Here is a 21,854-nt window from a genome sequence, read left to right as displayed (position 1 = left end):
GGCAAATTAACCAAACCAATTATTGCATCTATTGCCCGAAGGCAATATATTTTAGAGGCACTATCTGTAGCCAGCTTTTAGAGAATTGGTATAAGTCCCACTAGCATATGATAACGCACAAGAGACAATATAGTAGGACTTACGCAACGCCGATATTGTCATTGCGACCGAAACGGAGTGCAGGGAAGCAATAAGAGCGTCAGGGGGGATTATTTCTCTTCGAGACGCTCCGCGAACGCTATCGCTCGTAATATAGTAGTCAATAAGAAAGTAGCAGGTTTGAATTCCCCACTACAAGATTACTGAATTCTGGCTTCTGAATTCTTCTTTAGAAGTTAGTCTCTTGTAAAAACTCAAGAATCGTTTTATTCAATACCTCAGAAGCACCACTTGAGGCATCATGACAACAGTTAGATAAAATCTGTAATTTGGAATTGGGGATATGTTGATGTAATTTTTTACCATGACTAGCAGGAAACCAACTATCTTGCTCACCCCACAAAACTAGTGTCGGACACTTAATTGCACTCAGGTTATTTTGAATTTTGGTGAGCATATTTGGCTTATTTGCTTGCCAATTTTCAATTTCTCGCGCGGCTATTTGTAACTCTTCGGCGACTTTTGCGATCGTACCAGGCAATTCAGTAAACGGGTAAGTTATCCAATAGATATCTTCCTGCGTCAAGATAGAAGGATCGAATAATACCCCACGTCTTTCTATTGCCATAACTTCTCTAAATAGAGGTGCAAACAAATGTGCTAGACGTAAAGAGTCAATTGTTTGCATTACTTCTCGGGGCATTTGGGCAAGTAACCACATAGCCCAATGGGGTAGATATTCGGCAAAAACTGGTACGTTTACTACTACCAGTCGTCCGATTAGCTGCGGATTTTCTTGAGCAAGAGCAAGGGCAACTAATCCCCCCAGAGATTCGGCTACAATCACTGTGGGTTCATCACATAATGCCTGAATAATTCTTTGAAACTCAATAACTTGATGACCATTGTCTTCTCTACGAGACAATGGTTTTTCGGAAAAACCAAAACCTTTGGCATCAAAACAAATTACTCGGTAATATTTAGATAATGGTGCTACGCTGTGGCGCCAATTGTAGCTCCAACTCCCCATGCCATGTAATAAAATTAACGGTTTACCTCTACCTTTTTCGCCATAAGCAATTTGTACAGGATAGCCTTTAGCATCAGTAATAACTAGACTTTGCCGCCCTTTGGGAAAAGTAGCTTGCCACCAATCTTTCATTCTTTTATCAATAAACAATTTAACCGCCTGTAAAGGCGTTCCACAGGATTCTAATTAGAATCACGGGCAATGCTACTAAGACAATAGAAATTAGCAACAATCCAGCCAAAACGGCAAAGATAAACCATCTGTCTGCACTCTTTTGCTCGCTGGGAAACTTTAAGTGTTCTTCCAAGAGCTTGACATTATTAGTGTTAGCTCTCCAGGCAAAATCAAAAAAGTCTCCCAAAACTGGGACAGCGCCTACCAAGCCATCAATGATTACGTTCAAAATCATTTTACCTAGAGTGGCTCTAGATACGCCTAGCCGCGCTGCTTCTAGAATTATGTAGCTAGAAAACATTATTCCCAGAAAATCACCACCAATTGGTATGAGTCCTAAAATTGGATCTATACCAAAACCAATCTTTGTGCCAGGAATGGTAATAACATTATCCAACAGCCGACTTAACTGACGCAGGCGCTTCAAAGTGGGTGCTTTGGTATCAGGTTCAATCATCGAAAATCGAGGAGGAGAATCAGACATAGATGCGATCGCTAATTTTGCATTGAATCGTTAGATATTTTACTCCCCTACTGAGCTTTTGCAATCATTTTCTCAAGGATTTACGAATTAATATTTCTCTTGCGATTGCAGCTGGGCTTTTGAGCGCATATCTTCGCCGATAGTCACGTTCAACTGATCGCCGATTAACAGAACAGCAGCGCTCATTGACAGCCAGAGCATTAAAACTATCACAGCTCCTACAGCACCATATACTTTATTATAATTGCCAAAATTCGCCACATACAGCCGAAATAGGGCAGACAACATTGCCCAAAAAACAGCTGCTAAAATTGCTCCTGGCATCATTGGTGTGCCTGAGTTCCACTGGCTTGGACCATAGCGATAGACAAAGCTAAAGGCGACAGCGACAATACTTAAAGTTAAAGGCCAGCGTAACAGCAGCCAAAGATGCAACAAAAAGATTAAAGAACTATTTTCGCGCGCTACCATTCTCAATAACCAATCACTGGTAAACACTGAGAAAGAAGCCAATATTAAAAGCAACATAGTACCAACTGTTAATCCCAGAGAAACAAGCTTGGCTTTCCAAAAGGGGCGGATGTTTTCTGAAGGAATTTGATGGATTTGATCGAGGGCTGTCATCGCGGTACTCACCGCCCCAGAAGCAGTCCAAATTGCTAATAAAAAGCTTAGAGAAAATAAGCCGCTATTTTTGGAGTTGGTAATTTCTGTGGTGGCAAAATCACTAATCAGATCCAGGGCTTGTTCAGGTAGGACTTGACTTAGTTGTGCCGCCAGTTGTTTAAAGGTGTTTTGTAAAGATTCTGCCAATAAGCCAATGGCTGTGAGGATAGCCAGAATTGCTGGAAACAGCGATAGCATAGCATTAAAGGCAATTTCTGAGGCGAGTCCCAAAAGTCGCCTTTCGATAGTTCTGGAAAAAGTTTTTTTGAGCGTGTGCCAATTGAGATGACGAAAGAAGCGGATAAAACGAGGCTTTGGCATGATTTAGAGTTAAAACTTGTTGGGTTTATTAACTACTGTGCTAAATTTTGCGTAGCGATCGCATCTATCTTTCTACCGCAAGAATACGGAGTGGGTAGTGGGGCAGAGTTCTAACAAATGACTATTGTACAGATGCGATTAATCGCGTCTCTACTAACCAATGACTAATGACTATTAATCTATGAATCAAGATTTAACACAACAGTGGTTGACAGAAATCCAGGTAATCAAAGAGCAGATGGCACAGCTGCAACACGATCGCGATACGGCTTGGGAAAGTGCCCAAAAATGGCGTCAGCTTTACAACACAGAAGCAGAACAACGCCGCACAGATACTCAACTTTCCCAACAGATGATCGCCTCTCTCAAGGCACAACTGCATAAACTTCAAGGTTTTGAACTAGAGACACTGACTGCGGGGACACCAGTAGCGATTCAACAAGAAATAGAACAGCTAAAATCTGTGGAAGACTTGCAAGCTAAACTCATCACCGCGATTAAAGAACGCGATCGCCTCTTGCAAGCTTTGAAAACTGAGCAGGACAATCACGCCCAAACTCGCAATAGCCTGACTACTGCCTTGGGTGATGCTATTGATAGCTTGACACGCGAACGAGCAGGGGCAGGGGAGCAGGGGCAGGGGAGCAGGGGAGAAAAAGAATAATTAATGCCCAATGCCCTAAAATCCCATTGCCTTGGCTACTGCGCCCAGTTCTGCCGCAATTCCTTGTTGAAATTGACTGTGATTGTGTTTAATAGCTGTATCTGGGTCTTTTAGACCATTGCCTGTGAGAACGCAAACTACTGTCGCTCCTGTGGGAATTTGGTCTTTCACCTGCAACAACCCAGCCACAGAAGCGGCGCTAGCAGGTTCGCAGAAGATACCTTCTGATGCTGCTAAAAGTCGATAAGCATCGAGAATTTCTGTATCGGTAACGGCGTGGAAATTTCCCTGGCTGGCGGTTTGTGCCGCGATCGCTAAATCCCAACTAGCAGGGTTGCCAATGCGAATTGCTGTCGCTAGGGTTTCGGGATGCGCCACTGGCTGACCGTGGACTAAAGGGGCTGCTCCTGCGGCTTGGAATCCCATCATCCGGGGTAAGCGATCGCACTTTCTGGCTTGATGATATTGACAAAAGCCCATCCAATATGCTGTGATATTTCCGGCATTTCCCACGGGAATACACAACCAGTCTGGTGCATCACCCAATGCATCGACAATTTCAAAGGCTCCTGTTTTCTGTCCTTCTAATCTGTAGGGATTGACCGAATTCACCAAAGTGATCGGATAGCTTTCGGCCATGTCGCGGACAATTTCTAAAGCTTGGTCAAAATTACCTTTAATTGCCAATACTTCTGCGCCATACAGTAATGCTTGAGCTAACTTGCCCAGCGCTACATAACCATCGGGAATCAGTACAAAGGCATTCATGCCTCCGCGTCTGGCATAAGCGGCGGCGGCAGCTGAGGTGTTGCCCGTGCTGGCACAAATTACTGCTTTGGCCCCTGCTTCCTTGGCTTTGGAAATTGCCATAGTCATCCCCCGGTCTTTAAAGCTACCCGTGGGATTCAAACCGTCGTATTTTACAAAAACCCGTACTTGTCTGCCAATGCGTTCTGCGATCGCTGGTACTGGTATTAGAGGTGTGTTGCCCTCTAACAGAGTGACAATCGGTGTTTTTTCGCTGACAGGCAAGTATTCACGATAGGCTTCTATCAATCCAGGCCAGGGTTGGCGATGAGATGTAGCAACAGACAGGCTCAAAGTCACGGGATTTAAAATTTCTAAATGTAAGGATTGGATATTTTTAGAAAGGGTGGGAAGGGAAACGCAAAATCGGAAAGAGGAAGAAAGTAGATTTTTCGTTACCAGTTACCTGTTGAGAGTTCCCTAATCCCAAAGAATCTTATTAAGAAGATTATTTTTTGTAATGCAGGCGTTTCACTTGCTGTTTTCATTTAAAAGGTTAATTTATCATAAACCGCCACGGCGACCTTCGGTTCAACAAATTAGCTTAGAGGATACTGAGGAGGTGAAAAATCATCTGCAAATCTATAGGACTCCTATTTTATTTTGAATAAGACTCAGTACTTATTATCTATCCTATTCCTTATTCCCTGTTCCTTGTACACGCAAGTAAATTTAGAAATTAAACCGGATTGCTATATGAGACTTACGTCATAACTCTGTAAAATTCTGATTTATCCGTGGTAAAAGCTACTTTTAGTGCATTCGTTTAGTCAAGTACATCTATGTATTTTCCTACCCGATTCGCTTCAATTAATCTAGGAAAATACGCAAGAGGCTGTCTCTTTTTGATAGTAGCTTTATACTTACTTTATTAAGAAAGGCTGTGCCAAGTGTAAGTGCTTCGCCCTACATTTTTTCATGATTTAGCATAATTCTTGATATAGTCTACATATAATTTCTTGCGTAAATTCCTCAAAAACGGTGATAATTGTTTGTACAACCATAATTGACAGACTAGAAATTAACTATTCCTAAGTACCTTCCAGTTCAAGGAAGCTTTACATACTTGGGTCAGTGTTTTTTTGGAACACAGCCATTATAATTACCGTCTTTTATGATTGAACCCCAAATCCATTAGAGTAATTGATTGAAAATATACAATAATGTAATAAAGCTTAAAAGAGCATTATTATAATATTTCTAATGGTGTGAGTTAAATTGTGGATTTAATTAGCGATGCCTACCTATTTATCTAACGTTTCCGATCGCGAGTCCCAGACTGCCTGGGTCAGTACGTTAACCAAGTCTTATTATCAAGACGATCAGCAAGCTAAATTGATGCATTTACAAGCAGAGGTAGACTCATTGTTGCAGCAATTGGAAAACCTGAAGCACCAACGTCTAGCCGAAACCAGCCAAAAAGAAGAATAAGTCAGTCTTATAGATAGCGATCGCTTTTCCCCTCCTAATTTAAACTTCAGTAGAGGGTAAATTTGAGTCAGGGGTGTGCTATTCAAAGCGTTGATTTTTCTCTGACCAGCGTTTAAAACTGTAGTTATGAGCATTTTCTACCAGTAAAGCTAAGGATTGCACCCCTGAAAGCTTGGCGATCGCAGAGAGTCTTTGTAAGTAATTTCCTGTAAAATCAGTGTAAATGATTTTATTTCCATCAGAGAAAATTATAGTCCGGTCACGGTCTTGTTGTGTGTTTTTTCTCTGAATTTTAGGTGTCGGCTGATTCAAGGATGCTATTGCTTCTGGTGAGATAGTCAGTATTATTTCTGGTTGAGCGTTATTTGTTAAATCAATCACTTGAACGGGCCAATCACCGAATTTTTCCTGCATCTGTTCAAAGCTAGGAATAGCACCACCCGGAACTTCGCCGGATTGTTGTAAAGATTGCCACAGACTCGATAGCATTACCTTCACCCTTTGAGGATTTTGTTGATGCAGTTCTCGTAAAGTAATTGGAGATGGTTGCACCCATTCCAGTGCTGCATTTGTCAAGGCTAAAGGTTTGGGTTGGAGAACCTCGTTTTGATTATCTGGAATTTTTGGCCCAGCAGCTAATAGGCGCAAAACTTTACCTTGTAGTTGCACTGCTTTGATAGCGGCTATAGTAATTTTTTGCTCTCCATTTGGCAACCAGACTATAATCTGGATTTCCGGGTCAGAAGTGATTCCCAAAGTTTTCCAGAAAAATTTGGCGGCGTCAGTTTTCGGTGGGTTGAAATTCTCAAAGGGGAAATTTAGCCAGCGTTTCCCGTCATTAAATGCACTTACCTCCACCTGATACCAAACTTGGTTATCCATAAGTTTCAAATCTGCTGGGGGATTTGGTTGCAGCCATTCGATGTTGGTAACTTGAGTAATTAGTTGCACCGTACCAACAATCTGACTAGGGTGAGTAGAGGATATTTGCGATGTCTCTTTACCATTGAGTCTTGATAACAGACCTTGAATATAGGCAAGATTATCTTTTGTAATTTTTGGTTGCGCCTTTAACCAAGAATTAGCATGTTCTTCTCCCCGCTGAACTGCTAAAATCAACGCGAACCAAGCTTGCACCTCTCGTCTATTTGGGTTCACCTGTAACGCCGCCACTATACGATTCCACAACCGTTTTTCATCAGCTTTGAGTAGAGTTGCAATTTCTTGGGCATTATGTGGCGATGCTTCAAACACCTGTAAAGCTTTCTCCCAGCGACCATCAATTAAATCTGCCAGTACTTCTTGACTAGGACTGGCCCAAATTTTCTGGGCTTGAATTTTAGTAAGTTGAGAATGCAAGCGAATCAAATCCATTTGCGCTTGCGCCGCTTCTGGTAAAACTCCTTTGCGCTGTTTCTTGATGAATTTCAACCATTCAAAAGCTGGTGTCCACAATCCACTACGGGCAATTGACAAGGCGTTTTGGTATCCAGAATCCTTGAAGGTTGATGATTTGAGGGTAATCGCCTCCAATTGAATTGGTTTGAGGAATAACTTCAAAGGTTTGACTTGGTAAACCTGTAAGTGCGGTTCTAAACCCACTGTTTGATCGACAATTAACTCTTTTGTACCATCACCAGTTAACTGCTGCCATTTGGGCAATTGTCCATTGGGACTAGTCCAAGACAACATTTGTAGTAAATTCGTGCGTTCTGGATTGTAGTATACGACGTAACCGTAGCGGATCGTACTAGTTCCTTGTTGGCGTTTACCCCGCAAATCAAACCAAACCCCTGATGATGGTGTCTTACCTTCAAAGCGTTGCACTTGAGTTAAAGGTAGGGGAATATTGATATCTTGGGGTTCTGAAGTTCCATCAAGCAAAGAAGAAATCACAAAGGATTCATCTGGGCCAGTTACAGATAATTGAGTCGCTAGATAATAGTAATTTTCTGACTGAGATTTAAATTCTAATTCTTCTGAGCGCTCGTAAACCCTAAGTTCCACCAGTTCTTCGCAATCAGATTGACAATTAGCACGTTGTTGAAAAACTGGTAATAAAAATGAGGTTTTCACATCCTGATGTAAAGGCAGGGTTTTCCTAAATATTTGGTTTTTTTTACTCAAATCGAGTTGAATTTGTTTGAGAGTTTGGGGACGTTCGTGTTTACCAAGGGGGATTTGCGCCCATGCAGGTAAAATTTTATTTAGCCAGCTTACCTTGTCTGGATTGAAGATGAAGAGAACACTAATCCAGGCAAAAGCCATAATTAGACTAGCACTACTTAAGATAATTGCGATCGCTAATATTGACGACAACCAACTTCCTCGTTTTAACTTTTTCTGAGGTTTTTTAACGACGCGTTTCATCGCACCAGCACGAGGTTGATTTAGTTTAGAGGCTTTTGGCGTCAGCTTGCGTGAACGATTTGCCATAGATTCGGGTTTAGAGAATTGAGGATTAGGAATTGAGAAACTCTTTCCTAGTCCCCAGTCCCCACTCCCCAATACCTTGTTATACTCGCCCTTTCAAAAGTTGCCCAGAAGCATTAAGTCTAATTTAGAACAAAATCCGTAAATGTCCCCATGTGAACCCTAGATGATCGCGAATACACTCTTCACTTAAGTATGTGAGCAGAGTGTAAAAAATTGAAAGGTAGACTTATTAGCCGCAGTCATTGCAAAACCTGGATGCTCGCATGGTTACTAATTGCGGGAGTAAATGGAGTTGCACAAAAAGTATTAGCACAAGAGTACATCAATCCAGAAACTACTCAGGAGATAGAAGTTAAGGGCGATAATATTATGGGAGCATCCCTCTTTCTCTCTCCAGAAGAACTGATGGCGCAAGTTACATCGGTATCTCAACTAAAGGATGTACAACCCAACGATTGGGCATTCCAAGCCTTACAATCTTTGGTAGAACGTTATGGTTGTATAGGCGGCTATCCAGATAGCAGCTATCGCGGTAATCGCGCCTTAACTCGGTATGAATTTGCTGCAGGTGTAAACGCTTGTTTAGATAGAGTCAACGAATTAATCACTACAGCCACCAGCAATTTAGTCACTCGCGAAGATTTAGCAATATTACAAAAATTACAGTCAGAATTTGCCCCTGAATTAGCAACTTTACGGGGTCGTGTCGATAATTTAGAAGCCAAAACTACTGAAATCGAAGCCAACCAATTCTCAACAACAACTAAACTCAGTGGATTACTGATAGTTGGTATTCAAGGACGAACTAAAAATCGTGGTGATGTGAATCCTAGAGATGGACAAAAAGATACAGATGATGCAGGGACAAACATTAATGTTATATCCTTAGCGCAGTTGTATTTAACTAGTCAAATCACTCCCAGTAGTTACTTGTTTACAGGTCTTTTAGATGGTAACGGAACAACTTCGCCTAGATTCACTAATAATGTTTCTCGAAATGATGTTTTACTTGGCTACGAATTTCCTACAAATAACTTGATTGTAAGTGACCTAAATTTTCATTGGCTGGTGACAGATAAATTAGCAGTAATGATAGGAACAGAAGGCGTAAGTATGCCAGCTGCTTTCCGAGGCCCCAATCGAGTAGAAAGTGCTGCAACAGGGCCATTATCTTATTTTGCCCAAAGAAACCCAATTTTAAATATGGGATACGGTCACGGTGGTATAGCTATCGATTGGCAATTTGCTAAACGCGCTAGTTTGCAGGCAATTTATAGTAGTTATCAGCCAGGAAATCCTGGTAAAGGTAGCGGTTTATTTGATGGCAACACGACTACAGGTGTGCAATTACTGCTAACACCGACTGATACTCTAGATTTAAGTTTATATTACGTTAACAATTACGCTTCAGATGGTTGTTTACTAACTTTTGTTGGCGATGAATGCTTAACTACAGTTAATACCACTACCGGAAAATCAGCACCGCTACAAACTAACGCCGTGGGTGCGACTCTGACTTGGCAAATTTCTCCCCGCATTAGCGCAGGTGCGTGGGGTGGTTATACTAAATCTTATATTCCTGGGCAATCGGGAAGTGTAGAAACGACAAATTATATGGTGTTTCTGAATTTTCCTGATTTATTTGCTAAAGGAAATTTAGGAGGAATTTATGTTGGTCAACCTCCTAAAATAACTAGTAGCGACTTACCTATAGGAAATAATGTCCCTGATTTTATCAATACAGGTTTAGGACGTGCAGGTGGACAACCAGGTACGACCACTCAAATTGAAGCATTTTATCGTTTTCAGCTAACAGATAATATCAGTATTACACCAGGGATAATTCATCTTATACAGCCTGGTAATACACCAAATAATGACTCAGTTACTATCGGCATTCTGCGGAGTACTTTTAGTTTTTAGTTTTAGTTATCACATAATAAGAAGCTTCTGCGGCTTCTCCTGGAATCTGCTGCAAGCTAGCGCTCAGAACTTCGGGAGATGCGATTTGTCGCATTTTGCGATCTATAATTTTCATCAAAAAACCTTAACTGAACCGGGTTGGGACATTACTGAAATCGAATATCGAATCAGTTGAGATTTGAAGTAATAAGATTGACTTCAGCAATAATGAAAAACTCATTGGTGATTTCTGCTGAAGGATTGTTGAGAATCTAATGTGAATTTAAACGATCTCTGTACAGGCTCCTTCTATTTTGAGTTGTAGAGTAAGTCAGTCAAAAGCTAAAAATTACTAGGAATTCTTTTCTAGTTGCTGTTAAAGTCATTTACAACAGTTTTCGATATACTAAATCTGAAACCAATAAAAATAAGCCTGCCATTCGCGGCAAGCCTAAATGTATTCATTTGCTAAATTAGGTAGATTTTCTCAGGATTAACCACCAGCAACAGCAGGGACAATACTTACTTCATCGCCATCTTTCAAGACTGTGTTGATACCATCTAAATAGCGGATATCTTCACTATCGACATAAAAATTTACAAATCGACGTAGCTTACCTTGTTCATCGCACAACCGGGATTTAATACCAGGAAAGCTTTGTTCTAAGGAATCTAACAATTCAGCAATAGTGCTACCGCTAGATTCTAAAGTAGCTTGATTATTAGTAAAACTCTGAAGAGTCGTAGGAACTAAAACTTTTACAGCCATAAAAATACAAAGTGAAGAGTGAAGAGTTAACAATAAAGTTAAGAGTAAAGAGCTATGAATATAAAAACTCATAACTCATAACTCCTAATTAAACGAGAACTTGTTGCCATTCCAAGCGATCAAGAGTACGCGATCGCTCTAGCGCACGTTCAAAACTATCCAGTTTAGCATCAATAGTCAAGGGTTCACCAACGTAGCCTTGGATTGCTTCTTGGGTTTTCAAACCATTACCAGTGATGTAAATCACAGTAGTTTCATCTGGATCAATTTTGCCAGCTTCTACCAGTTTTTTCAGCACAGCCACGGTTGTACCACCAGCCGTTTCTGTGAAGATGCCTTCGGTTTCTGCCAGCAACTTGATGCCATCAATAATTTCTGGATCATTGACTGATTCAATGTTACCACCTGTCTTCTGAGCTAGCTCCACAGCATAAATACCATCTGCTGGATTGCCGATCGCTAGCGATTTCGCAATTGTATTCGGTTTTACTGGCTTAATAAAGTCACGTCCTTCTTTGAAGGCTTGAGCGATGGGTGAGCAACCTTCAGCTTGAGCACCACTGAAACGGACGCTCTTATTTTCTACTAAACCAACTTCGACAAATTCTTGGAACCCTTTATAAATTTTTGTAAAGAGCGAACCAGATGCTAAAGGAGCAACCACATGATCGGGTAGTTCCCAGCCTAGTTGTTCTGCAACTTCAAAACCTAGCGTCTTAGAACCTTCAGAGTAATAAGGTCGCAGATTAATATTGACAAAACCCCAGCCATGTGTATTTGCAACTTCCGAACAGAGACGATTGACTTGATCGTAGTTGCCCTTGACGGCCATGAGGGTGGGACTGTAGATCAAGCTACCGAGAATTTTCCCGGCTTCTAAATCTGCGGGGATGAATACACAGCAGTCTAAACTGGCATGAGCTGCGATCGCAGCTGTAGAATTTGCCAAATTACCAGTGCTAGCGCAAGAAACAGTAGTGAAACCTAACTCCCGCGCTCTAGATAGAGCGACTGACACCACCCGATCCTTAAAGCTCAGGGTGGGCATATTCACGGCATCATTTTTTATATAAAGTTTATTTAGACCCAGACGACGAGCAAGACGGTGGGAACGAACTAAGGGAGTCATACCAGTTCCCACATCTATTACATTGTCAGTTGCGACAGGCAAAAAGCGACGGTAGCGCCAAATTGAATTGGGGCCAGCTTGAATTGTTTCACGAGTGACAGTCAGACGTAGGGCGTTGTAGTCATATTTAACTTCTAACGGACCAAAACATGACTCACAAACATTACTGGCTTTGAGTTCATATTCCGCACCACATTCCTTACACTTCAAGGCTTGAAAGTAGGCAGTGCTGCTTTGGGTTTGAGTTTGGGTTTGGATTTTGATTGCCTGAGTCATAAACTAGCTTTCCCTGTTTGTCTGTCACTGTCGCCTGATAGTAACACGAGCAAAAATACCAGTCAAACATACCCGACTAAAAATATCGGGTATGCTTGGTGTTGAGAGGAATGATTCTTGTAAAACTTTAATACTAGTAATCTCTATTTTTAGTATTTACACAGACATATTTAATGTTATGAAAAAATAAAATAGCTTCATCTACCCAGCATTAATACGGAAAATTATATGATAAAATCGCATTTAAACTATGATAAAATTGCATTTTTTGAAATTAATATTTTATTTAAGCGATCTAGAACGCTTAGTTAACTTTCAATTTTTTTATCTAAATGACTCTACAGAGCAGTATATATTTCTGACAGCAAAGACTCAAAAGCATTTATATATATAAGGTTTAGTGTTTTTAGGATCTGATTTAATCACTAAAGTTGCTATATATGTTGCCAAAATAAAGTTAATTTTTCAGCTTTGATGCACTTATTCACGGCTAGATAAATTACTTATTTCTACGGAAGACTTTTTTGGCTTTAAAAGCTACATTGCTATTTACATCTTTAAGCCACAGAAATCCAGTAATAAATTACACATATTTGCAATTGCCAGCTTTGATTCTCAAGGGTAAGCGTAAAAAAAGTAGACAAGTTATTTCTGGTTATTGTCTGAATACAGTTTTTAAGGAGTGTCAATAATTTAACTCCTTAAATATGCATTCCCAAAACGTTGAAGTTTTCGGCAGCCATAATCGGTAATTCCTAAAAGAGAATTGCCGAACTTTATCCTGTCTCAAAATCCGAGATACAAGTTCAGCAAACAAAGTACTTCTATGGTAAATCGAAATCAATCTGTTAATAAGCAGCGTAAACTTTACCAATTTCTAGTAGTAACAGCATTATTAACTGGTAGCCTTTTCCAATTTCTCGCACCAGTATTAGCTGACGGAACTACTGCGGGTACATCTATCAGTAACACAGCGACAGCGACCTACGAAGATCCCAACAATCCAGGGACAACTATAAATGCCACTTCTAATACTGTCGTTGTCACTGTAGCAGAGGTTGCTGGGATTACTGTCACAGGGTCTGGAGTCACAGATAACAATGGCGGTAATGTTGCAGTTGGCGATTTACTAATCTACACCTACACCTTGACTAACGTAGGTAATGACCCCACTAAATTCCACATTCCCAACCAAGCGACAACAACTGGCCCAGGTACAGTTTCTGGTACATTACCAAATGGTGGTACAGCTAATAGCCTGCAATATAGCACCGATGGCGGTCAAACTTGGATAAACGTCCCCCAAGGTGGTGTAGACACACCCTCTGTTCCGGTTAGTGGTACTGTGTTAGTGCGGGTGCCAGTCACTGTACAAGCTGGTGCCCAAACTAACGACATAATTACCGTTACCCTTGGTAACACTCCTGGTAATGCTCAAAACCAACTGCGGAGTCCTGATGGTGGTGACATATTCACTGTAGATAACCCCGATGGTAGTCCTGGTGAGGTATCTGGGACACCAGTTAATGGTACGCGGGAAGCTAGCGCCACTGAGCAAATTAAGGTTGGTTTAACGGTGAAGACCTACGCTTTAGCTACCATTCTCAAGACTCGCAGTGGCTATAACAATGCTGGCACAACTACGATTACAGATGACAAGTTGACCTACGATTTGAGTTTGCGAGTTGAGTCCAACGATCCCACAGGACAGGGAATTACACCAGCAGCTTTGACGGGTTCAAGCATCAATGTTGATGGTGTTGCTGGCAACTATATTTTGGTTTCTGATGCGATTCCTGCGGGTACAGATCTGGCAGTAGCACCAACTGCACCTCCTGGTTGGCGAACTGTCTATACTACTACTCCAGTTACAACTAATGCTAATACAGCTAGTTGGACTACAACAGCACCAGCTTTGTCCTCAGTCACTCGTGTTGGTTTTATCAATAATCCAGCGACTATTACTTCCATCGCTCCTGGGACAACGGTGAATGGCTTCTCGATTCAGCTAGCCGTTAAATCAACTGCAACTTCACCCTTAATCGTTGCTAATATCGCTCAATTGTTTGGTCAAACACCCAGCAGTAATTTCCCAGTATACGACGAATCCGGCGACCAAAATCCCAGCAACTACGACGGTTCCCCAGGCAGTATGACACCTCCTACGGGTACGGATACCAATGGTGATGGTATTCCCGATACTCTACCGCCCGGCAACGTTGATGATGGCTATATTAATACTCCAGCATCTCCAGAAACTGGAACTGACACGGGTAATAATAACAGTGGTACTGGCCCAGGTGGTGAGGCGAACGTCTTCACGGTGCAAGCATCGGTTGCTTCAGCGTTACTCAACGGGCCGCAGAATGCCCCAGATGCAACTGGACCATCGGGTGGAACCAACGATGACTTTACTAATAAATCTTCTTTGGTTCCTGCTGGTACAGCACCTAGTAGTACACTCGATCCACAATCAGTTGGCTTCACCAACACTGTTAAGAATAGCGGTACTGACTCAGGTGTCTTAAAGATAGAGCCAACGCCACCAGCAATTCCAGGAGATTTACCGAATAATACAAAGGTGACTATTACCTATAATAGTCAGTCTGCTGTTTATACCTACAATAGTGGAGCTTTCAGCACAACTGGTACAGCAATTACAATCCCCTATGTTGCTCCTGGTACAAGTATCAATTATGGTGTAGAAGTTGATTTACCTCCAGGCACGCAGTTATCTACTGATATTAATAAAGGCTTTCCAGTACTCATCATTGCTTCGATTGACAACTATACGACGGATACTAATGGTGACGGAATTAAGGATAGTGGAAACGATAATACCTTTGATTCAACCAACACTACTATTGATCGCGTCTACACTGGCTTCCTGAAACTACTGAAAGTGTCGCGAGTTTTACAAGGTACTGGGCCTGTAGTCCTGGGGAATGATGGCATATTCAGTATTGATCCGAAGAAGCCTGCACCAGGAAACATTATTGAGTACCAAATTCAATACACAAATATTTCCGATCCTCAATCTGGAACCGGTAATGTGATTTTGAATGCTAACAAAGTTGTGATTACTGAAGATGGTACGAAAAGCCCCAATAACTGGGCATTAGACAATGATGCTAGCGGTCAAATTGATACTAGCAATATTGTTGGTTCAGCTAAGGATTCCGGGAGTGCAACCATCCAATTCTTCAGTGGTAATCCAGCTACTAGCTCTGGTATTGACCAGACTGGAAGTACGGCAAACACTGATGTTGCTAAGTACATAGATACTGTCACTGGCACGATCGCACCGGGCATTCAAAGAACGTTTACCTTCCAACGCAAGGTGAATTAATTCGTTCGGATTGGGGACTTTGAAGTTCGCAGACTTGAAGAGTTTGCGAACCAGTTCACCTCACTCCCCAACCCCTAAACATCAAGCAAATAGGGGAGTGACTTTTTCTAAGCAAAAGCTGGGAAAGATAAGTCAACAATTCACATTCTGGAATTTTTTTGAGGTTATTTATATGAAGCGTGTTTCTCTTGCAGGTTTAGGAGCATTCGCTCTCATTGCTACAGTTCCATTTGTCGGTCAAATTCCGGGAATCGCAAATGTATGGCATTCAGAAAGTGCTGTTGCTCAGAATATCAAAACTCAAGGGCAAATTCAATTGCGTTTAGAAGCAGAAAAGCAGGTGGTGGCACGGGATGGGCAGGGTAAGCAAAGCCAGAAATGGGAACCTTTGAAAGGTAAAGTTGTGGTGCAACCAGGAGATGTATTGCGATATACCTTGAGTGGCGAAAATAAGAGCGATCGCCCAGTGAAGAATTTGACTTTGAATCAACCTATTCCGAAAGGAATGGTCTACGTGCTGAATTCTATCAATGTCGCCAACAATGCCAAAGTTATTTATAGCATTGATGGCGGGCGTAGCTTTGTCAAAAATCCCACTGTTAAAGTTACTCTTCCTGGCGGCAAAGTGGAAACAAAACCAGCCCCAGCCACTGCTTACACTCATATCCGTTTGCAGATTCCGTCACTTGCAGCGAAGACGACAATCAAGGCAACTTATCAAACCCAAGTGCGCTGATTGGGACGCAAGGACGCGCTGCCTTCCTGACTTGAAAAAGAGCTGCAATCAACAATATTTCCAGATGGAACTTGAAAACGAGATTTTTAAAGGGTTTTGGCTTAACTGGATTCCCTGAATAAATAGATGTTTTTATTAACAACAAGCTTGACATTTCAGAGGAGATGTGTTCAGTGAACCGCCCTCAAAACCAAAAGCAAATTACTTCTAGCGGTAGCTGGTGGCAACGGTTAACAGCTACTGTTCTTCTGGGAAGTTTTTTGCATACTACTATATATATGCCAGCGATCGCGCAACAGACTAACAATCAGGTTGCGTCTGTGCCATTAATAAATCAAGCTACTTATACTTATACAGATTCTGCTAGTAATTATCAATATCAAGGAAATTCTAGTCAAATCAATGTTACTCCTAGCCCATTACTCGATCCATTAGGACGGATTTTAGGTTGTGCTGGGACAATTTTACCTGACTATACAGGTTTTTCAGTTGGGGTATACGAACCGAACTCTAACGACCCAACAGGGACAGAATTGAGCAGCTTAGTTTCTCTGACTAGAACAGAGTTGCCAGATATTTCTAATAACAATGTTCCTGGTGGTAAATCTCCAAATACTGAGAATAGTAATCCCTACTTCGTTACGAATAACCCTGCGGGTGTCTACAATTTCCTACTCGATCCGAATAAGGGTCAAACTGATGCAGGTAGAACCTACATATTTGTGGTTAATCCACCATCAAATTCGATCTACAAACAACGGCGGATCAAGATTGAAATCCTTGGTAGTACTGGCACACAAGATAATAATGTCGTGCGATATGTCGCTAGTTCTCTAGATGGTCAACCAATTAGTCTTACAGGTGAAACCAGGTTAGAGCAAACAGTTGTTTTAGTTCCCAATGCAGAAACGGTAGGACTGGATTTATTAGCCTTTGAATTCACCACAAATTTGTGTCAAGCCAATCAGTTGCAGATTATCAAAACAGGCGATCGCGCTACTGCTGAACCTGGAGATACGGTAATCTACCGCCTGTCGGTAAAAAATCTTGCTGATGCTGGTTTGAATAATATATTTGTCACCGACGACCTACCTTTAGGATTCCAGTTTTCGCCGAAATCTGTGCGGGGAGAGCTAGATGGTCAACCAGTCACTATCACCTCAGAACGCAATGGTAACACAGTGACATTCCGCACAGATGTCACAATTACCTCAGAGAAAGTCTTGAATATTGCCTACGCGGCTCAACTAACAGCTGATGCATTGCGTGGTACTGGTCGCAACACTGCTATCGTTAATGCCCAACGAACTGATAACCGTTTTAGCACTAAGGATGGCCCAGCAACGCACCAATTGAAAATTCGTCCAGGAATCGTTTCTGACTGTGGCACGATTATCGGTCGCGTGTTTGTTGATAAAAACTTTGACGGTGAACAACAGACTGGTGAGCCTGGAGTACCCAATGCAGTGATTTTTATAGAGGATGGAAACCGGATCACTACAGATCCTAATGGTTTGTTCTCCTTAGCTAATGTCTTACCTGGATACCATACAGGTGTACTAGACCTCAGCAGTGTAGCTGGTTACACCTTAGCTCGTAATGAAAAATTCCGCGAACGAAATAGCCAATCTCGCTTGGTGCATTTAGAGCCTGGTGGTTTAGTACGCATGAACTTTGCTGTCACCCCCATATTTCAGGAGCCAGTCAAGAAATGAAACCCAGACTGCACTGTATAACCACATTCAACCTAAAGTTGATGGGGGCGATGCCAGTAGCTCTCTGCCTTGTTTTGTACCCTACAATTGTCAAAGCAGAAATCACTAGTGAAAAACTCCTTTTCCCTGATTCACCTTCGCAAGCAGATAAGGGTGTTAAAGATTCTGACTTATCACGGGATTTGGAAAACCTCTCCCCTAAAAGGGGAAAGGCTTTGAATACTTCCCGTTCTCTTCTAAGCAGAAAGGGGTTAGGTTTCGCTTTGGTTTTTGCAGATGACGTAAAAAGTCAGGTCGAAGATCCAGCGGATCGGAATAAGGATTCAAATTCTCCCGATCTGTTGAGAAGTTCCGAACAGCATTCTCCACCTCTTGAATTTGCCTCAACTTATAAAGCATCGGCTCCTGAAATTCCAGATGTCCAGCCAAGTATACATCCATTTCAACCTGCAACTTCTGTTGATTTGCTCAGAGACTCACGCAAAATAGTCGGAACAGAGAAGAACCACGGACGCAAAGATACTGAGACACTGTTTCATACTTCTACAAAGGAAACACAACCATTTCAACCAGCAACTTCTGTAGGTTTGCCTAGAAAATTACGCATTGCAGGAGTAGAGGACGCAGGGATAAGGGGAAAAGGGGTAAATGAAAATCTTCCTGTCTCCCCCATCGTCCCTATCTCTGCAACAATCAAAATCCTGACTCCGATGCCTGACAGTGTAGTAGATGTACAAGCTAGCACGGTGATTGTACAGTTTCCTGCTGGTAGTCAAGTAGAATTGCGGGTAAATGGGGTATTAGTAGACCCTTCTTTAGTGGGACGGACAGAAACTGATGTTACCACCAACTTGGTAAAGCAGACATGGTATGGTGTCTCGTTAAAAGAAGGTGCAAACACCATCTCTGCACAAATTGTTGGAGGAACAGAACCCCCTATAACAGTGCAAGTTGCAGTGCGGGGAACGCCGCAGCAATTAACTTTACAAACAGTTGAGTCTCGTATCCCGGCGGATGGACGTTCTACGGCTACAATCAGGGGTCAACTCATCGATGTAAACGGCAATCGCTCGAATCGTGATGCTGTTGTCACCCTAATACCCTCTGCTGGGGAGTTGGTTGGAAAAGACTTCAAACCCGATGAACCGGGATTTCAAGTGGAGGCGAAAGCAGGACAATTTACAGCAACGTTACGATCGCAACTGAAGGCCGAAACTGTAACAATTCGCGCGATCGCAAATGATTTAGAAGCCTTCACTCAACTCCAGTTTGAAACGGCACTGCGTCCGAGTTTAGTGACAGGGGTAGTAGATTTACGTTTGGGCGCTAGAGGTACAAATTATTACGGCAGTTTCCGTGATTTCCTCCCTCCTGACAAAAACAACGGAACGCAGTTAGATTTCCATTCAGCAATATTTGCCACTGGTGCTATTGGAGAATGGTTGTTTACAGGCGCATATAATAGTTCTCGTAGCCTCAATGAAGATTGCAACTGCGATAATCGCCTGTTTAGAACTTACCAATTCAGCGAGCAAAACTATCCTGTCTATGGCGATAGCTCAAAAGTTGATGTAGTCGCTCCTTCCATTGACAGTGTATTTCTGCGTTTTGAGCGTTCAGCTCGTACCCCCGGCTCCGATCCTGATTATGCTATGTGGGGTGACTATAACACAGAAGAATTTGCCCGGCGATCGCAGCAATTTACTTCTATCACCCGTCAACTCCACGGTTTTAAAGCTAACTACAACTTAGGAAACCTACAAATTACAGGTTTTTATGGCGACCACTTAGAGGGGTTTCAACGAGATACTATAGCTCCTGATGGTACTAGTGGTTATTACTTCCTCTCTCGCAGACTCTTACAAGCAGGTAGTGAAAATGTTTTTATCGAGTTAGAAGAACTCAATCGTCCTGGGACTGTATTAGAACGGAAACAACTTAACCGAGGCCCAGACTATGAAATCGATTACGATCGCGGTACTTTATTATTCCGCAAACCTATTCTACGCACCGATATCGATCAAACCGGACAAGTATTGGTACGTCGGATTGTTGTTAGCTATCAATATGACAGCCAAGACTCTGATGGGAGTATCTATGCTGGTCGTTTGCAATATAATCTTTCCCGCAAACTTAATTCCGAAAGTTGGATAGGAACAACTTACGTTCAAGAAAATCATGGGGTGCGCGACTTTCAACTCTATGGTGCAGATGCCCTGATTGCTTTGGGTGACTACGGTAGGTTAATCGCAGAATATGCCCATTCCACTAATGATTCTGATGTTGTAGGAAAGGTCAGAGGTGATGCCTACCGTTTAGAAGCTGAAGGAAAGATTGCTAATGGGATTCAAGGTCGTGCCTATTATCGCTTTGCTGATACGGGTTTTGCCAATAATGCCACTATCAGCTTTGTCCCAGGACAAACTCGTTATGGAGCGCAGGTTACAGCTCAACTCAGCTCAACTACCAACGTCAGAGCGCAATACGACCACGAAGACAATTTTGGAATTGCTCCCCAACCCCTAGACACTTTTGAAGAACTGTTTGCACCACGTTATGAGGCGATACCTGGTAGCAAGGTTGATAATTCACTAACGACGATTTCTGCTGGGATTCAACAACGTCTGGGTAGCGCCACTATTGATTTGGATTTGATTCATCGTCAACTGGAGGACCGCATCTCCGACAGTACCCTAAGTAGTAATTCCGATCAACTGCGATCGCGTTTTTCAGTTCCTCTCGCTAAAAACCTCACATTCCAAGCCCAAAATGAACTCAGCTTATCTTCCCAAAAAAATGCTATTTACCCAGACCGTAGCATTTTCGGGTTGAATTGGGCGGTAATTCCTGGTGTCAGCGTTAGTCTGGCCCAACAGTTTTACACTAGCGGTCAATATTCGGGTAATTCCATCACTAGCTTGAGTGTCAATGGCGAACACAAACTCGGCTCGGATACTACCTTGACTGGTCGTTACTCAATTTTGGGTGGTGCTAACGAAATGACTACTCAAGGGGCAATTGGTATAAATAACCGTTGGACTATTGCTTCTGGATTGCGGCTGAACGTTGCTTACGAACACGTATTTGGCAACTTCTTCGGACGCACTTTGGCAGGTCAACAATATGCTCAACCCTACGCCTTTGGTCAAGCTGCATCTGCGATCGGATTTGATGGAGGTGATAGCTACAGTGTGGGTCTGGAATACAGTGATAATCCGCAGTTTCAAGCTAGCGTCCGTTACGAACATCGTTCCTCTTCTGGTGGTGCTAATACAGTAATTACCGCAGGTGCTGCAGGTAAAATTTCTCCGGCTCTCACAGCTTTGGTACGTTATCAACAAGCTGGTTCTTCCAATCAAACGCTTTCAGGATTGGGAGATACTGCTAACCTAAAACTGGGTTTAGCCTATCGCGATCCCAATAACGATAAATTTAATGCTTTATTGCGTTATGAATATCGCCAAAATCCATCAACTATCCCTGACACCATTTTGTTAGGAAGTGGTACGGGTTCCCAAGACCATACCTTTGCTTTAGAAGCGATCTATGCTCCTAATTGGCAATGGGAATTCTACGGTAAGTATGCGTTGCGTAACAGTACCTCTTACATAGCTAGTGATTCAGCCGGTACTAGCACAGTAAATCTGGCCCAATTACGTGCTACCTATCGTTTGGGATATAGCTGGGATTTGGTGGGTGAAGCTCGTGTAATTAGTCAGTCTAGCTACAGTGAAACAGGCTTTGTTGTCGAAACAGGCTACTACCTCACGCCTAATACCAATTCTCTAAAAGCTGGCTACAGATAGTGCCTCTAAAATATATTGCCTTCGGGCAATAGATGCAATAATTGGTTTGGTTAATTTGCC

Annotated in this window: 15 protein-coding genes; 7 read left to right on the top strand and 8 right to left on the bottom strand. The window is 42.2% G+C overall.

All coding sequences use genetic code 11. The annotated features are described in order from the left end of the window. Positions 1 to 328: 328 nt before the first annotated feature. From V7K89_RS02085 to V7K89_RS02075, 3 genes are all read right to left on the bottom strand, one after another. Positions 329 to 1,261 carry an alpha/beta fold hydrolase gene (locus V7K89_RS02085; protein ID WP_335184097.1) on the bottom strand — a complete coding sequence of 311 codons (933 nt, stop codon included), beginning with the start codon at positions 1,259 to 1,261 and terminating at the stop codon, positions 329 to 331. 19 nt (positions 1,262 to 1,280) lie between these two features. Beyond that, positions 1,281 to 1,787, bottom strand: a complete 507-nt coding sequence (locus V7K89_RS02080; protein ID WP_335184096.1) for a DUF4112 domain-containing protein — start codon at positions 1,785 to 1,787, stop codon at positions 1,281 to 1,283. 87 nt (positions 1,788 to 1,874) lie between these two features. Further along, complete coding sequence (locus V7K89_RS02075; protein WP_335184095.1) at positions 1,875 to 2,774, bottom strand: YihY/virulence factor BrkB family protein; 900 nt, start codon at positions 2,772 to 2,774, stop codon at positions 1,875 to 1,877. A gap of 181 nt (positions 2,775 to 2,955) precedes the next feature. On the opposite strand from V7K89_RS02075, the gene V7K89_RS02070 reads away from it, so the two are divergent. Then, positions 2,956 to 3,438 carry a hypothetical protein gene (locus tag V7K89_RS02070; RefSeq protein WP_335184094.1) on the top strand — a complete coding sequence of 161 codons (483 nt, stop codon included), beginning with the start codon at positions 2,956 to 2,958 and terminating at the stop codon, positions 3,436 to 3,438. A 15-nt stretch (positions 3,439 to 3,453) separates the two neighbouring features. On the opposite strand, the gene thrC (V7K89_RS02065) is transcribed toward V7K89_RS02070, so the two are convergent. Continuing rightward, on the bottom strand, positions 3,454 to 4,545 hold the full coding sequence (gene thrC / locus V7K89_RS02065) for a threonine synthase (RefSeq protein WP_335184093.1): 1,092 nt from the start codon (positions 4,543 to 4,545) through the stop codon (positions 3,454 to 3,456). Between the two features lie 936 nt (positions 4,546 to 5,481). On the opposite strand from thrC (V7K89_RS02065), the gene V7K89_RS02060 reads away from it, so the two are divergent. Continuing rightward, positions 5,482 to 5,676, top strand: coding sequence for a hypothetical protein (locus V7K89_RS02060; protein ID WP_335184092.1), 195 nt, complete (start codon positions 5,482 to 5,484; stop codon positions 5,674 to 5,676). A gap of 78 nt (positions 5,677 to 5,754) precedes the next feature. On the opposite strand, the gene V7K89_RS02055 is transcribed toward V7K89_RS02060, so the two are convergent. After that, positions 5,755 to 8,112: a hypothetical protein gene (locus V7K89_RS02055; RefSeq protein WP_335184091.1), complete on the bottom strand. Its 2,358-nt coding sequence runs from the start codon at positions 8,110 to 8,112 to the stop codon at positions 5,755 to 5,757. A gap of 255 nt (positions 8,113 to 8,367) precedes the next feature. On the opposite strand from V7K89_RS02055, the gene V7K89_RS02050 reads away from it, so the two are divergent. Then, positions 8,368 to 10,035 (top strand): iron uptake porin, encoded by a 1,668-nt coding sequence (locus tag V7K89_RS02050; protein WP_335184090.1) that lies wholly within the window; start codon positions 8,368 to 8,370, stop codon positions 10,033 to 10,035. On the opposite strand, the gene V7K89_RS02045 is transcribed toward V7K89_RS02050, so the two are convergent. The 3 genes from V7K89_RS02045 to thrC (V7K89_RS02035) form a co-directional block, all read right to left on the bottom strand. Continuing rightward, on the bottom strand, positions 10,025 to 10,150 hold the full coding sequence (locus V7K89_RS02045) for a hypothetical protein (protein ID WP_335184089.1): 126 nt from the start codon (positions 10,148 to 10,150) through the stop codon (positions 10,025 to 10,027). The two genes, V7K89_RS02050 and V7K89_RS02045, sit on opposite strands and share 11 nt — an antisense overlap. Before the next feature lie 357 nt (positions 10,151 to 10,507). Beyond that, positions 10,508 to 10,783, bottom strand: a complete 276-nt coding sequence (locus tag V7K89_RS02040; protein ID WP_335184088.1) for a MoaD/ThiS family protein — start codon at positions 10,781 to 10,783, stop codon at positions 10,508 to 10,510. A gap of 88 nt (positions 10,784 to 10,871) precedes the next feature. Next, complete coding sequence (gene thrC, locus V7K89_RS02035) at positions 10,872 to 12,188, bottom strand: threonine synthase (protein WP_335184087.1); 1,317 nt, start codon at positions 12,186 to 12,188, stop codon at positions 10,872 to 10,874. An 826-nt stretch (positions 12,189 to 13,014) separates the two neighbouring features. Between thrC (V7K89_RS02035) and V7K89_RS02030 the strand changes: the two genes are divergently transcribed. The 4 genes from V7K89_RS02030 to V7K89_RS02015 all read left to right on the top strand — a co-directional run bounded on the left by V7K89_RS02030 (position 13,015) and on the right by V7K89_RS02015 (position 21,794). Continuing rightward, positions 13,015 to 15,537, top strand: a complete 2,523-nt coding sequence (locus V7K89_RS02030; protein ID WP_335184086.1) for a beta strand repeat-containing protein — start codon at positions 13,015 to 13,017, stop codon at positions 15,535 to 15,537. A gap of 172 nt (positions 15,538 to 15,709) precedes the next feature. Further along, positions 15,710 to 16,273 carry a hypothetical protein gene (locus tag V7K89_RS02025; RefSeq protein WP_335184085.1) on the top strand — a complete coding sequence of 188 codons (564 nt, stop codon included), beginning with the start codon at positions 15,710 to 15,712 and terminating at the stop codon, positions 16,271 to 16,273. 164 nt (positions 16,274 to 16,437) lie between these two features. Next, positions 16,438 to 17,988: a hypothetical protein gene (locus V7K89_RS02020; protein WP_335184084.1), complete on the top strand. Its 1,551-nt coding sequence runs from the start codon at positions 16,438 to 16,440 to the stop codon at positions 17,986 to 17,988. Then, positions 17,985 to 21,794, top strand: a complete 3,810-nt coding sequence (locus tag V7K89_RS02015; protein WP_335184083.1) for an Ig-like domain-containing protein — start codon at positions 17,985 to 17,987, stop codon at positions 21,792 to 21,794. Before V7K89_RS02020 ends, V7K89_RS02015 begins: the two co-directional genes overlap by 4 nt. Positions 21,795 to 21,854: the final 60 nt, after the last annotated feature.

It is taken from the genome of Nostoc sp., assembly GCF_036917515.1.
Taxonomy (GTDB): domain Bacteria; phylum Cyanobacteriota; class Cyanobacteriia; order Cyanobacteriales; family Nostocaceae; genus Nostoc.
Note: the sequence above shows the minus strand (reverse complement) of the source record. Positions and strands in the feature narration are given on the sequence as shown.

Excerpts from the sequence above, each read along its gene's own strand:
- V7K89_RS02040 (WP_335184088.1), bottom strand. The coding sequence starts at position 10,783 with ATGGCTGTAAAAGTTTTAGTTCCTACGACTCTTCAGAGTTTTACTAAT.
- V7K89_RS02075 (WP_335184095.1), bottom strand. The coding sequence starts at position 2,774 with ATGCCAAAGCCTCGTTTTATCCGCTTCTTTCGTCATCTCAATTGGCAC.
- V7K89_RS02025 (WP_335184085.1), top strand. The coding sequence starts at position 15,710 with ATGAAGCGTGTTTCTCTTGCAGGTTTAGGAGCATTCGCTCTCATTGCT.
- V7K89_RS02085 (WP_335184097.1), bottom strand. The coding sequence starts at position 1,261 with ATGAAAGATTGGTGGCAAGCTACTTTTCCCAAAGGGCGGCAAAGTCTA.
- V7K89_RS02070 (WP_335184094.1), top strand. The coding sequence starts at position 2,956 with ATGAATCAAGATTTAACACAACAGTGGTTGACAGAAATCCAGGTAATC.
- V7K89_RS02020 (WP_335184084.1), top strand. The coding sequence starts at position 16,438 with ATGTGTTCAGTGAACCGCCCTCAAAACCAAAAGCAAATTACTTCTAGC.
- V7K89_RS02060 (WP_335184092.1), top strand. The coding sequence starts at position 5,482 with ATGCCTACCTATTTATCTAACGTTTCCGATCGCGAGTCCCAGACTGCC.
- V7K89_RS02015 (WP_335184083.1), top strand. The coding sequence starts at position 17,985 with ATGAAACCCAGACTGCACTGTATAACCACATTCAACCTAAAGTTGATG.
- thrC (WP_335184087.1), bottom strand. The coding sequence starts at position 12,188 with ATGACTCAGGCAATCAAAATCCAAACCCAAACTCAAACCCAAAGCAGC.
- V7K89_RS02045 (WP_335184089.1), bottom strand. The coding sequence starts at position 10,150 with ATGAAAATTATAGATCGCAAAATGCGACAAATCGCATCTCCCGAAGTT.
- V7K89_RS02055 (WP_335184091.1), bottom strand. The coding sequence starts at position 8,112 with ATGGCAAATCGTTCACGCAAGCTGACGCCAAAAGCCTCTAAACTAAAT.
- V7K89_RS02050 (WP_335184090.1), top strand. The coding sequence starts at position 8,368 with ATGCTCGCATGGTTACTAATTGCGGGAGTAAATGGAGTTGCACAAAAA.
- V7K89_RS02080 (WP_335184096.1), bottom strand. The coding sequence starts at position 1,787 with ATGTCTGATTCTCCTCCTCGATTTTCGATGATTGAACCTGATACCAAA.
- V7K89_RS02030 (WP_335184086.1), top strand. The coding sequence starts at position 13,015 with ATGGTAAATCGAAATCAATCTGTTAATAAGCAGCGTAAACTTTACCAA.